The following is a 12,819-nucleotide window of genomic DNA, read 5'->3' as shown; positions in this document are numbered from 1 at the left end:
TTGCTGCCCTCACAGCTTGTGCTGCACACTGGCGCCGCGGTGTTCTGGTGGATCGGACCGATCATCGTGCTGATGGTCATTCCCTTGCTGGACTGGCTGGTCGGCGAGGACGGCAGCAATCCGCGCGACGAGGACTACGAACTGCTGTCCAACGATCGCTACTACCGGTGGTGCACCTACCTGTTCCTGCCGATCCAGCTGATCGGGCTGATCGTCGCCGCCTACATGTGGGCGGGCGACGAACTGAGCGCGCTCGACAAGCTCGGACTGGCCGCCACGCTGGGCTTCGTCAGCGGCATCGGCATCAACGCCGCGCACGAACTCGGCCACCGCGTGGAGCACATGGAGCGCTGGCTGGCCAAGATCGCGCTCGCGCAGTCCGGGTACGGGCACTTCTTCGTCGAACACAACCGCGGTCACCACGTGCGTGTCGCGACGCCGGAGGACCCGGCGAGCGCCCGGCTCGGCGAGTCGCTGTGGGAGTTCCTGCCGCGCAGCGTCGCGGGCGGTTTCCGGTCCGCGCTCGCGCTGGAGAAGGAGCGCCTGGCGCGCAAGGGCCTGCCCTGGTGGACCGTGCACAACAACGTGCTGCAGGCATGGGCGATGACGCTGGTGCTGTTCGGCGCGCTGATCGCCGTCTTCGGGATCGCGGTGCTGCCCTGGCTGCTGTTGCAGGCGGTGATCGGCGCTGCCCTGCTGGAGACGGTCAACTACGTCGAGCACTACGGCCTGCTGCGCGAACGCAGGCCCAACGGCGCCTGGGCCCGCTGCTCCCCGCGCGATAGCTGGAACAGCGACCGGCTCGTCACCAACATCTTCCTGTTCCACCTGCAGCGGCACAGCGACCACCACGCCAATCCGGGACGTCGGTACCAAACCCTGCGGAGCTCGCAGGAGTCCCCGCAGCTGCCCGCGGGCTACGCGAGCATGATCGTCTTCGCGGCCATCCCGCCGCTGTGGCGCTCGATCATGGACCACCGGGTGCTCGCCCACTACGACGGCGACATCACCCGCGCGAACATCCAGCCGCGCAAGCGCACCCGGATCCTCGCGAGCTACCGCGCGACCGCCTGAGCGCCGCGCCCGTGCCCGTCGAGGCGTGCCCCGACGGGCACGCGGTACGTCGCGAGGCGTTCAGCGACTAGCCTTGCATCGGTACAGCCGACCATGGAGAGGCAGATGACGACCTCAGAACTTCCCGCACGCACGTCCATGACCCCCGATGTCCGCAATGGCGTCGACTACAAGGTGGCGGACCTGTCGCTGGCCGAGTTCGGCCGCAAGGAGATCCGTCTGGCCGAGCACGAGATGCCCGGTCTGATGGCTCTGCGCCGCGAGTACGCCGACGTGCTGCCGCTGAAGGGCGCGCGCATCTCCGGCTCGCTGCACATGACGGTGCAGACCGCCGTGCTGATCGAGACCCTCACCGCGCTCGGCGCGCAGGTGCGCTGGGCCTCGTGCAACATCTTCTCCACCCAGGACCACGCCGCCGCCGCGGTCGTCGTCGGCCCGCACGGCACGGTCGAGGAGCCCAAGGGCACCCCGGTCTTCGCCTGGAAGGGCGAGACCCTGGAGGAGTACTGGTGGGCGGCCGAGCAGATGCTGACCTGGCCGGGCGAGCCCGCCAACATGATCCTCGACGACGGCGGCGACGCCACCATGCTCGTGCTGCGCGGCGCACAGTTCGAGAAGGCCGGTGTGGTTCCGCCCGCCGCTGAGGACCACTCCGCGGAGTACACGGTCTTCTTGAACCTGCTGCGCGAGCGCTTCGAGACCGACAAGGGCAAGTGGAGCGCGATCGCCGAGAGCGTCAAGGGCGTCACCGAGGAGACCACCACCGGCGTGCTTCGCCTCTACCAGTTCGCAGCCGCCGGCGAGTTGGTGTTCCCGGCGATCAACGTCAACGACTCGGTGACCAAGTCGAAGTTCGACAACAAGTACGGCACCCGCCACTCGCTCATCGACGGCATCAACCGCGGCACCGATGTGCTCATCGGCGGTAAGAAGGTGTTGATCTGCGGCTACGGCGATGTCGGCAAGGGCTGCGCGGAATCGCTTGCGGGACAGGGCGCCCGGGTGCAGGTCACCGAGATCGATCCGATCAACGCGCTGCAGGCGCTGATGGACGGCTACGACGTGGTGACCGTCGAGCAGGCGATCGGCAACGCCGACATCGTCATCACCTCGACCGGCAACAAGGACATCATCACCCTCGAGCACATGAAGGCGATGAAGGACCAGGCCATCCTCGGCAACATCGGTCACTTCGACAACGAGATCGACATGGCGGCGCTGGAGCGTTCCGGCGCAACCAGGTTGAACATCAAGCCGCAGGTCGATCAGTGGACCTTCGGTGAGACCGGCAAGTCGATCCTGGTGCTCTCGGAGGGTCGTCTGCTGAATCTGGGCAACGCGACCGGACATCCGTCGTTCGTGATGTCGAACAGCTTCTCCAACCAGGTGATCGCTCAGATCGAGCTGTGGACCAAGCCGGAGGAGTACGACAACGAGGTCTACCGCCTGCCCAAGCACCTGGACGAGAAGGTCGCTCGCATTCACGTCGAGGCGCTCGGCGGCACGCTGACCAAGCTCACCAAGGACCAGGCCGAGTACATCGGCGTCGACGTCGAGGGCCCCTACAAGCCGGACCACTACCGGTACTGAGCCGGGCAGTAGAGTCGGCCGACGAAGGCCCGTCGATCCACGGATCGACGGGCCTTCGTGCTATCGGGGCCTTGGAAGCACACCGGAGGTTCGCAGAAACCGCCCGATCCGGTGGACAGGAGCCGCAGGACATCGGCACTGCCGGAGCTGATCGCGCCATCGGACACCTCGGCGGGTGCGCTGTACGGCTCGAGCGGCAGCGGGGCGGCCGTGCGCAGAAGTCTGACCACTGGTCGCGTCGTTGGGGAGCCACGATTTTTAGGGTCGCCCGGCCGGGTAGTCTGCTGGCCATGGGCGTACTGATAGCGGTCGAGGGCCTCGATGGCGCCGGGAAACGGACGCTGATCGATGGGCTGCTCGCCGAGCTGTCCGGGAAGGGGCTGCGCGTCGCGAGCGCCGCCTTCCCGCGGTATGGCCGGTCGATCCACGCCGATGTGGCCGCCGAGGCGCTGCGCGGCGCGCACGGTGACCTGGCAGGGTCGATCAACGCGATGGCCGTGCTGTTCGCTCTCGATCGCGCCGACGCCGCTGCGGAATTGTCGAACATGGTGGCCGCCAACGACATCGTGATCCTGGATCGCTACGTGGCCTCCAACGCCGCCTACTCCGCGGCGCGGGCCGATCAGCAGGCCGACGGCGAAATCGTCGCCTGGATAGGCGAACTGGAGTTCGGCCGCCTGAAACTTCCGGTGCCGCAACTCACCGTGCTGCTCGAGGTGCCCACCGAGGTGGCCGCCGAACGCGCGCGTCGCCGTGGCGAACTGGACGCCGCTCGTGCGCTGGACGCCTACGAGCGTGACGGTGGCCTGCAGCGGCGCACCGCGGCCGTGTACCGCGAGCTGGCGGATCGGGACTGGTTCGGCCCCTGGTGGACATACCGATCCGGCGACGATCGCCCGGCGCTGCTCACCCGCTGCGCCGAACTCGTTGGTGGATAACGTTGGATAGACGTCGGGTTGGTACCAGTGTTTGGCGTGGCAGCCCGATCCTGGCCTGGGAGATGACAACATAGTAATTATGAAGCCGAAGATTCTGGTCGTCGACGACGATATGGCACTCGCTGAGATGCTCACGATCGTCCTGCGCGGGGAAGGGTTCGACCCGCACGTGGTCGGCGACGGTACGCAGGCACTGGCGGCGGTTCGCGAGATCCGCCCCGATCTGGTGTTGCTGGACCTGATGCTGCCCGGCATGAACGGCATCGACGTGTGCCGTGTGCTGCGGGCCGATTCCGGAGTCCCGATCGTCATGCTCACGGCGAAGACCGACACGGTCGACGTCGTGCTCGGTCTGGAGTCCGGCGCCGACGATTACATCGTCAAGCCGTTCAAACCGAAGGAGCTCGTCGCCAGGGTGCGCGCCCGCCTGCGCCGTACCGAAGAAGAGCCCGCGGAGCTGCTGTCGATCGCGGACATCGTGATCGACGTGCCCGCGCATAAGGTGAGCCGGGGCGGAGCGCAGATCTCGCTGACTCCGCTCGAGTTCGACCTGCTGGTTGCCCTCGCCCGCAAGCCGCGCCAGGTGTTCACGCGCGAGGTGCTGCTCGAGCAGGTCTGGGGCTACCGGCACGCGGCCGACACCCGGCTGGTCAACGTGCACGTGCAGCGGCTGCGCGCCAAGGTCGAGAAGGATCCGGAGAATCCCGAGATCGTGCTCACCGTCCGCGGCGTCGGCTACAAGGCCGGACCGCCGTGATCGATGGCGATGCCCAGCAGGCGGACGGCCAGGGCTCGAAAGAGGCCGCGTCCGCCGTGGGTGATCGGGCGGGCACGCCGGGCGGGACGCTGGCGCGTCTCGAGCGTTCGCTCGCCCCGGTGGCCGCCTGGTTCAAAGAGGCGGGCACCGCGCTCGGTCATGTCTGGCGCCGGTCGCTGCAGCTGCGCGTCATCGTTTCCACGCTGACGCTCTCGCTCATCGTGATCACCATCCTCGGTGTGGTGCTGACCAGTCAGATCACCGACCGGCTGTTGGACGCGAAGATCAACGCCGCCGTCGAGGAGATGGACCGCGCCCGCAACTCGGTGGAGAGCCAGCTGGTCGGCGTGCAGGACGCGGGCACCCAGCAGTAGCGTCTCACCGACGCGCGCAATTCCCTGTCCAACCGCGGCGGGACCGGTCAATCCACCGGCGCCGCAGGTAGTTTCGACTCCGCGCTGAGCATGGTCGGCGGTACGCCGCAGCAGCCGATCACCTCCGGCCCGATCACCGAGATACCGGAGGAACTGCGCCGGTTCGTGCAGCGCAATCAGGTCAGCTACCAGTTCGCCACGGTCGAGGACCCGGACGGTTACCAAGGGCGGGCGCTGATCATCGGCAGCCCGAGCGCCGAGGTGCCGACCCTGGAGATCTACCTGATCTTCCCGCTGGCCAACGAGGAACGCAGCCTCGCGCTGATGCGCGGCACCATGATGATCGGCGGTTTGGTGCTGCTGGTCCTGCTCGCCGCGATCACCGCGCTGGTGACCAGGCAGGTCGTGCTGCCGATCCGGTCCGCGGCGCGGATCGCGAGCCGCTTCGCCGACGGTCGCCTCAAGGAGCGCATGCTGGTGCGCGGCGAGGACGACATGGCGCGACTGGCGCAGGCGTTCAACGAGATGGCCGAGAGCCTGTCCAACCAGATCACCCAGCTCGAGGAGTTCGGCAATCTGCAGCGACGGTTCACCTCGGACGTCAGTCACGAGTTGCGCACGCCGCTCACCACGGTGCGCATGGCCGCCGACCTGATTCACGGCAGCAGCGAGGATCTCGATCCCGCGCTGGCGCGCAGCGCCGAGCTGCTGGTCACGGAGCTGGACCGGTTCGAGGGTCTGCTCAACGACCTGCTGGAGATCAGCCGCCACGACGCGGGCGTCGCCGAACTCCAGGTGGAGTCGCTGGACGTGCGGATGTGCGCGCGGGCCGCGATCTCGACAGTGCGGCATCTGGCGAAGGACGCCGGCGTCGAGGTCGTCATCGATCTGCCGGAGGATCCGCTGGTCGCCGAGGTCGACCCGCGCCGCGTGGAACGGGTGCTGCGCAACCTGCTCGCCAACGCCATCGACCACAGCGAGGGCAAGCCGGTGCTGATCCGCATGCGCGGCGACAGCGAGGCCAACGCCGTCGCCGTAGTGGTGCGCGATCAAGGCGTCGGCCTGCGACCCGGCGAGGAGAAGCTGGTCTTCAACCGGTTCTGGCGTTCAGATCCCTCGCGCATGCGCCGCTCCGGCGGCACCGGCCTCGGACTGTCGATCAGCGTCGAGGACGCCAACCTGCACGAGGGCAGGCTGGACGCCTGGGGTGAGGTCGGCGTCGGCGCCAGCTTCCGCCTGACCTTGCCGCTGGTGCGCGGCCGCAAGTTGGGTCCGAGTCCGCTGCCGCTGGAGCCCGGCCGCCGGCGTCCATCCGATGCCGACAGCGATACGCCGACGGTGCCTTTCCCGCACGCCATTCCCGGCTTTGCGGACCCGCTCGGCGCGAACGGGACGCCGTCGACCGGTACGGCGGCGAACGGCGTCAGCGCGCGCCGAGCGGCGGATGACCCCGCTGCGGACGCTGCGGCGGCGAACGGTACCGAGGAGCCGACCCGCGCGCGCAATGGCGTCAGCGAGGCAGAGGAGGGGCCGCACGCCGCCGATACGGGTAGCCCCGGGGCGGCGCGGACGCAAGCGCCGGACGCTTCCGGCTCCGGCCGTGTGCTCACCGAACGCGGAGACGTACAGTCATGAGAATGCTCGGTGCCAGATCGTCCCGACTGGCCGCTGTCGCGGTGCTCGTCACGGCGCTGCTGACGCTCAGCGGCTGTGCGAGCCTGCCGGAATCCTCGGCACCGCAAGCGCTCGGCACGCTCAATCGCGAACCCACCTCCGAGGGACCGCCACCACCCATCCAGGGCCGCGATCCCGATCTGCTGCTGCGAGATTTCCTGCAGGCGACCGCCGACCCGGCGAACCGACATCTGGCCGCCCGCCAGTACATGACGCCGTCGGCCTCGGCGCAGTGGGAGGACGGCGCGAGCACGACGATCGTCGACAAGCCGGATACGCTGCGCGAATCGCGCAGCGGTGACACGGCCACCTACGTGATCCGCGCCCAGAAGGTCGGCGAGCTGGCTCCGGACGGCGCCTACCGAGCCGTCGACGGCACGGTCGAGAACAAGATCGAGATGAGCCGGGTCGACGGCGAGTGGCGCATCGATGAGCTGCCCGACGGTGTCGTGATGGACCGCACGGCGTTCAACAAGTCCTACCGTCGCTACGTTCTCTACTTCGTGGAACCCGGCGGCACCTCGGTCGTGCCCGATCTGCGCTGGATCTCGGTGTCCAAGAATCAGCTCGCCCAGCGCCTGCTCACGCTGCTCACCGAGGGCCCGCAGCCGGAGCTCGCCTCGGTCGTGCGCAATCAGCTCGGCCAGCCGGTCGCGCTGCGCGGTCCGATCACCAAGGCCAACGGCGACCCGGAGGAGGTCGGCATCGGGCTCGGCGGCGTGCGCGTCGACTTCGCGGGCGCGGGCGGGTTGAGTCCGCGCGATCGTGAACTGCTTGCCGCACAGGTGGTGCTGACTTTGGCGGGCGCCGACATCCTGGGCCCGTACATGCTGCTAGCCGACGGGAAACCGCTGGACGACCGGTTCGCGGCCAACGGCTGGTCGGTCGCCGACGTGGAACAGCTGAGCCCTCAGATGTTCGCCCAGAACCGGATCGGACTGCACGCCTTACGCGGCGGTGCGCTCGCCCAGGTGAACGAGCGCGGCGTGGTGAACGCGCCCGGCTACTTCGGGTCGGTGAACAACCTGCAGTCGGTGGCGCTCTCGCCCGACGGGCAGTTGGTCGCCGGGGTCGCCGCGAATGGACGACCGGACCCCGAGCCGCCGCGCACGCTCATGGTCGGCACCTACGGCGGCAATGCCTTTCCGGTCGCCGAGGGCACCACGATCAGCAGACCGTCCTGGATCGCCGACGGCGGCGCCGCCTGGGCCGTCATCGATGGGGAACGGGTGATCCGCGCCGTCAACGACCGCGGCACCGGCAACGTCTCGGTGCAGGACGTGGACACCTCGGCGTTGACGGGGTCGTCGTCCGGGCCCAACTTCCGCGGTCCGATCACCGAACTGCGCATCTCCCGCACCGGAGTGCGGGCCGCGCTCATCGCCGACGGCAAGGTGTACGTCGCGGTGGTGGAACGGCGGCCGGACGGCAAGTACGCGCTCACCTCGCCGCTGCCGCTGGCCGTCGATCTGAGCACCCGCGCGCTCTCGCTGGACTGGCTCGGCGGCGAAGCGCTCATCGTCGCGCGCGAGGGCAACATCAATCCGGTGCTGACCGTCACCATCGACGGTTCCGAGCAGTACCCATTGACCTCACAGAACCTCACGGCTCCCGTCCGGGTCGTGTCCGCCTCGCCGACCACGCAGTACGTGGCGGACTCGCGCGGTGTGCTCGAGCTGACCAACAACCAGACGAGCGAACTGCGCTACTGGACCGAGATCCCCGGTCTCGGATCCGACACCGCGCCGGTGCTGCCCGGCTGAGCCACCCGCCGAATGTCGGTGGGCGGGTGCACACTTCGGCCATGGGAGCCGCCGAACACCTCGCCGCCCTGCTGGACTTGGCGCTGCCCGCCTCGTGCGCGGGCTGCGGGGTGGTGGGCGTCGGATGGTGCGCGGACTGCGCGGCGGCACTGAAGGTGGGTCCCGTACGGGTGCGTCCGCGCACCGATCCCGGCGTCCCGTGCTGGGCGCTCGCGCCGTACGCCGGTCCCGCGCGTCGCGCGGTGCTCGCCGCCAAGGAACGCGGCCGCCGCGATCTGGCCGCGCCGCTCGGGCTGGCGATGGCGTATGGCCTCGCCCGATTGCGAACGCCCGATCGCGTATTGGTGGTGGTGCCCGCGCCGAGCCGCGGCGCTTCCGCGCGACGCCGCGGCGGGGATCCGGTGCTGCGGACGGCGCGTGCGGCGGCGGGGTGGCTACCGGATTGCCGGGTGGTGCCCATGTTGCGGGTGTGGTGGGGTGTGCGCGATTCGGTGGGATTGACAACCGGTGAGCGCCAACACAATCTGCGCGGCAGGGTATCGGTGCGGCGCGGGCCGCTCGCGAGCCTGCCGAGCACGGTCGACACCGAGGTCGTAGTGGTCGACGACGTGCTGACGACCGGCGCGACAGCCCGCGAATCGGTGCGTGCGCTACGCGCGGCCGGAGTCGAGACAAGTGCCGTCCTGGTGACGTGTTCTGCTTGACTCCGGGAAATTTGCGTGAACACTGGCGGACCGCCCGTTGGCGTACTACCGTCGCGATCACACACCCGAACCGAGAGTTTGGAGGTGGCGCCTCGGACAACTTCGTGTCGTGCGAATCCCCGGTGTGAGCCAAGCCCGAAGGCGTCAGCCTGTCTGACAACGAACGGCTCTCGCGCACTCCATGACCTCCGGATTCCGCTCGGCACGGCTCAATCCCGCCGCACGGGAAATCGGTCCGTGCGGCCAGATCCGGGAGGTACGCGTGACGACTTCTTCACGTCCTTCAGTGAAAGACGCAGATCCTTCGGTGCTGGATGCCGGCGCCCTGGATACGACAGAGCAACCCGCAGCGGACCAACCACCGGCCACTCGCGCCGACATCGTGGTAAAAGGCCGCAACGTCGTGGTTCCTGATCATTATCGAATCTATGTCGCGGACAAACTCTCCCGTCTCGAACGCTTCGACCCGTCGATCTTCCTCTTCGACGTCGAGCTGTTCCACGAACGCAACCGTCGTCAGCGCAAAGCCTGCCAGCGCGTCGAGATCACCGCGCGTGGCAAGGGCCCGGTGGTACGGGCCGAGGCCTGTGCGGACAGCTTCTACGCCGCCTTCGAGTCGGTGACCGCCAAGCTGGAAAGCCGGATGCGCCGCATCAAGGACCGGCGCCGGGTCCACTACGGGGAGAAGACCCCCGTCTCGGTCGCCGAGGCCACGGCCGATCTGGTCGACGATTCGCTGTTCACCCTGACGGACGAAACCTCCAGGGCGCACGCGCACCCCGGTGAGCGCGCCGAAAAGGGGGAACCCGAGTACGAGGCCGGTCCCGGCCACATCGTGCGGACCAAGGAGCACACCGCGACACCGATGACAGTCGACGATGCCCTGTACCAGATGGAACTCGTCGGCCACGACTTCTTCCTCTTTCACGACAAGGAGACCGACCGACCGTCGGTCGTCTATCGACGTCATGCCTTCGATTACGGCCTGATCAGGCTCGCATAGCCGAACGTCGAAAGAGTCGCCCGGCCGACGCCCCCGCGGGCGTCGGCCGCTTGGTCTCCGCACCGGCTCGCGCTCGCGGCCACACGCGCGCCAGTTCCAGCAGCTGGCGCAGTTCCGAATCGAGATCGCGGGACGCGGGCGCCACGGTTCTCGGGGTCGCGTTGGCGGGACCGCATCCTTCGGCTTTGGCGCATATCCCGTGCGCGATCCGCCGTGCGTAGCGCTCCGTCGGGCTCGCTCCATCGGGCATCGGAAGATCTTCGGGCGCATACCTGTTCAAGTGCAGCAGGGCGTCGCGGATCTCCACCGTCATCCGGATCAGCCGGACCTCGGGCTCGTCGCGCCCGGTCGCCGCGAGGTCGAGAACGATCTCCGGCACCGCGCGCGTCACATCGGTCCACAGCGGGCGCAGCCGTCGGCAGTAGCGCCGGGACCGATCCCAGCCCGCGCGCGTCACCAGCACGCCGAGCAGCGGCACCGCGAGCACGGCGGCGCTGACCACGATGACGGTGAAGTTCGGCCACGCCCAGCGGATCAGGTCCGGATCCTCGATGCGCACGGCGTCGCCGAGGATCCCGCCGAACAGCAGCGCCGAGAACGGCAGACTGCACGCGCCTGTGGCCAACGCCGCGAGCAGTGACCCGTAGACCAACCGCTCCCGCCGCGTGGTGTCCGCGCGAGCCAGCTCGCGCCACAGGGCGCCCGCCATCACGCGGCCGCAGGCGATCGCGGGCAGGCAAAATGCCAGCGCCGAGATCGCCGACCACATTCCCGGCGTCTGGCCGAGCAGCGTTCCGTTGTGCCGTGCGGGTGTGCCGACGACCAGGATGACGACGGCGCACGCGGCGGCGATCAGGTCGTAGCGGCGCTGCCGTCGCCGCGCGCCCGACGGGTCCGCGCCCGCCCACAGCATGGCCGCGCCGTAGGCGCTCATGATCGCGAACAGCATGCAGCCCATGGAAAGCTGGTGCATGAGGCTGCCGAATCGCGGCGCGATCCCACGCTCCAGCAGCACCATCCCCACCGCCGCCCACGCCAGCGCCCGGTTCAGCAGCCGGTCGGTGATGGTTCGGTGCAGCAGCGTCCACCTGCCGATGGTCACCAGGGCGACGAATCCGATCAGCGGCACGGCGACTACCCCCGGTATGGGGGAGTTCACCTGCGACGGTCGCGGAAGAACGTCCGGTGCAGCAGGGAGTCGCGGCGCGGCGGGCGCATCGCCTGCAGCATCACCATGTCGGCGAAGGTCTCGGCGTCGCGTTCCCTGCTCGTGCCGTAGTCGGTGCGGCCGAGGACGTGCGCGATGGATTCCGGTGAGATCGAGGGCAGCAACTCGGCGACGGCGGCGAGGGTGTGCGCGGTCTGGTCGCTCGGCGTCGGCTCCGCTTCCGGGCCGTGTCCGAGCAGCATGTGCCCGAGCTCGTGGGCGATGATGTGCTCGGCGTGCCATTCGGTGGTGTCGGCGCCGTAGACGATCACATCGCTGTCCTGCTTGGCGATCCACAATCCGCTGCCGGTGCCGCACCCCGCACCCGCGAGCACCGCGGTGTCCACCGGCTGCAAGGTGATCGGGCGGTCACGGAACTCGGCGACGGTATCGAGATAGGTGTTCAGATTCCACGGGTGCGGTATCGGTACGTGCCGGGAAAGCTCCCGGAACCGGGTGTCCATACCGGCCATGCGATGCGATCTCCTACAGCAGTTCCGCGGTTCCGCCCCGTGTAGCTGAGAATGGTACCCAGGGCGGGGTGCCGCGGGCGACCCGCGGGCCGTCACCCGAGGTCAGTGCGAGGGGGCGCCCGATTCGGCGGAATCCTCGGTGCCGCGGATCAATTGGGCGAGCATCGCCCGGTCCACGTCGGAGCCGCGCAGCGCGATACTGGCGACGTTGGCGTCGCGCATGGTGGCCAGCAGCTCGAGTTCTCTGTCGATGCTCGCGGCGGCCTGCCCGGTGGTGGTCAGATAGCGCGGCGCGACGCCGAAGCAACTGGCGATCGCCGCGAGGATCTCGAATTCGACAGCGGCGTCGTCGTGTTCGTCGTCGAAGCGGCCGTCGCGCAGCTCTTCCAGGTAGCTGGCCGCCACCGCGCGGTCCAGCTGGTCGCTGACCTGTTCGGCGACGGATTCGGTGCTGCGTTCCGGCGCGGAGCGCGGGTGCATCACCGCGAAGAGTCGGTTGATCTTGTGGCTCAGCGGTAGGTGCGCGGCCTCGGTCATGTCGATCACCTCAGTGCTTGCCGTTGCGATTCGGCGCGGTCGTGCTGTTGGCGGCCAACCACCTGGCCCGGAACTGGGCCTCGGTCGCGGCGCTCACGTTCTCGGAGCGACCGGCGAGCCAGCGCCGGTAGCGGCGTTCCTCGAGCTCGGTCGCGTCGTCGGCTTCGGCGGGGACCTCGAGCAGGTGCGAGAACGCCATCTCCACCAGCGGGTGCAGCTGGCGGCCCGGTCCTCCGTTGCGTTCCAGCATGATGGTGGCGTAGCGGGCGGAGAGCCGGGACACCACCCGGTTCAGGTCCGAGATCGCCTCGACCACAGCGGGTTCGGCGGCCTGGCCGCGCTCGACGGCGTCGGTCAGCCTGCCGGTCGCGGCGAGCAGGCCGGTGAGGTCGGAGATGTCGAAACGGATGGACGTGGGGCCCGCGACGATCGACTCGTCGGTGGCGTGTTCACCCGACCCGGCCTCTCGCACGGCGGGCGAGCCGCCCGCGTAGGTGCGCGCCGCGCTGCCCGGCAGCCAGCGCAGCGGTGCGTCCAGCTTGTTCAGCGTGTGGGTGCTGATCGCGGCGTCGCCGTCCTCGATCTTCCGGATCGTCGGCGCGGAAGGCCCACCCAGATCGCCGATCTGCAGCTGGGTGAGGCCGAGCTCGTCTCGGCGTTCCTTGATGATTCGGCCGAAGCGCTTCTGCCGCGACAGCTCCGAAGGGCTTCTCATAGTGGGCCTC

Annotated in this window: 11 protein-coding genes and 1 pseudogene; 8 read left to right on the top strand and 4 right to left on the bottom strand. The window is 68.9% G+C overall.

Going from position 1 to position 12,819, the window contains the following annotated elements:
- The first annotated feature begins 18 nt into the window (after nt 1–18).
- The 8 genes and pseudogenes from T333_RS10850 (at nt 19) to hpf (ending at nt 9,877) form a co-directional block, all read left to right on the top strand.
- Entirely contained in the window at nt 19–1,074 is a 1,056-nt protein-coding gene (locus tag T333_RS10850) for an alkane 1-monooxygenase (protein WP_496424371.1), read from the top strand.
- A 105-nt stretch (nt 1,075–1,179) separates the two neighbouring features.
- The gene (gene ahcY / locus T333_RS10845) at nt 1,180–2,664 is read left to right on the top strand and encodes an adenosylhomocysteinase (RefSeq protein WP_496424370.1); all 1,485 of its coding nucleotides are present in this window, start codon (nt 1,180–1,182) and stop codon (nt 2,662–2,664) included.
- A gap of 290 nt (nt 2,665–2,954) precedes the next feature.
- Nucleotides 2,955–3,602 (top strand): dTMP kinase, encoded by a 648-nt coding sequence (locus tag T333_RS10840; RefSeq protein ID WP_355004324.1) that lies wholly within the window; start codon nt 2,955–2,957, stop codon nt 3,600–3,602.
- Between the two features lie 79 nt (nt 3,603–3,681).
- A complete protein-coding gene (gene mtrA, locus T333_RS10835) occupies nt 3,682–4,359 on the top strand; it encodes an MtrAB system response regulator MtrA (protein ID WP_039800350.1) in 678 nt (225 codons plus the stop codon).
- Between the two features lie 119 nt (nt 4,360–4,478).
- A pseudogene (gene mtrB, locus T333_RS10830) lies at nt 4,479–6,368 on the top strand (MtrAB system histidine kinase MtrB).
- Entirely contained in the window at nt 6,365–8,170 is a 1,806-nt protein-coding gene (gene lpqB / locus T333_RS10825; protein ID WP_496424369.1) for an MtrAB system accessory lipoprotein LpqB, read from the top strand. The pseudogene mtrB and the gene lpqB overlap by 4 nt, the downstream one beginning before the upstream one ends.
- Before the next feature lie 41 nt (nt 8,171–8,211).
- On the top strand, nt 8,212–8,874 hold the full coding sequence (locus tag T333_RS10820; RefSeq protein WP_496424368.1) for a ComF family protein: 663 nt from the start codon (nt 8,212–8,214) through the stop codon (nt 8,872–8,874).
- A gap of 262 nt (nt 8,875–9,136) precedes the next feature.
- The gene (gene hpf, locus T333_RS10815) at nt 9,137–9,877 is read left to right on the top strand and encodes a ribosome hibernation-promoting factor, HPF/YfiA family (RefSeq protein ID WP_496424771.1); all 741 of its coding nucleotides are present in this window, start codon (nt 9,137–9,139) and stop codon (nt 9,875–9,877) included.
- On the opposite strand, the gene T333_RS10810 is transcribed toward hpf, so the two are convergent.
- From T333_RS10810 to T333_RS10795, 4 genes are all read right to left on the bottom strand, one after another.
- The gene (locus tag T333_RS10810; protein ID WP_496424367.1) at nt 9,864–11,006 is read right to left on the bottom strand and encodes an MAB_1171c family putative transporter; all 1,143 of its coding nucleotides are present in this window, start codon (nt 11,004–11,006) and stop codon (nt 9,864–9,866) included. The genes hpf and T333_RS10810 overlap by 14 nt on opposite strands.
- 26 nt (nt 11,007–11,032) lie before the next feature.
- A complete protein-coding gene (locus T333_RS10805; protein ID WP_355004319.1) occupies nt 11,033–11,557 on the bottom strand; it encodes a hypothetical protein in 525 nt (174 codons plus the stop codon).
- 102 nt (nt 11,558–11,659) lie between these two features.
- Nucleotides 11,660–12,094: a hypothetical protein gene (locus tag T333_RS10800; RefSeq protein WP_355004318.1), complete on the bottom strand. Its 435-nt coding sequence runs from the start codon at nt 12,092–12,094 to the stop codon at nt 11,660–11,662.
- Nucleotides 12,095–12,104: 10 nt separating this feature from the next.
- Nucleotides 12,105–12,809, bottom strand: a complete 705-nt coding sequence (locus T333_RS10795; RefSeq protein WP_355004317.1) for a helix-turn-helix domain-containing protein — start codon at nt 12,807–12,809, stop codon at nt 12,105–12,107.
- Nucleotides 12,810–12,819: the final 10 nt, after the last annotated feature.

The sequence above is a fragment of the Nocardia sp. CNS-044 genome, from assembly GCF_059570515.1.
This window is presented reverse-complemented; position numbering and strand designations above follow the sequence as displayed.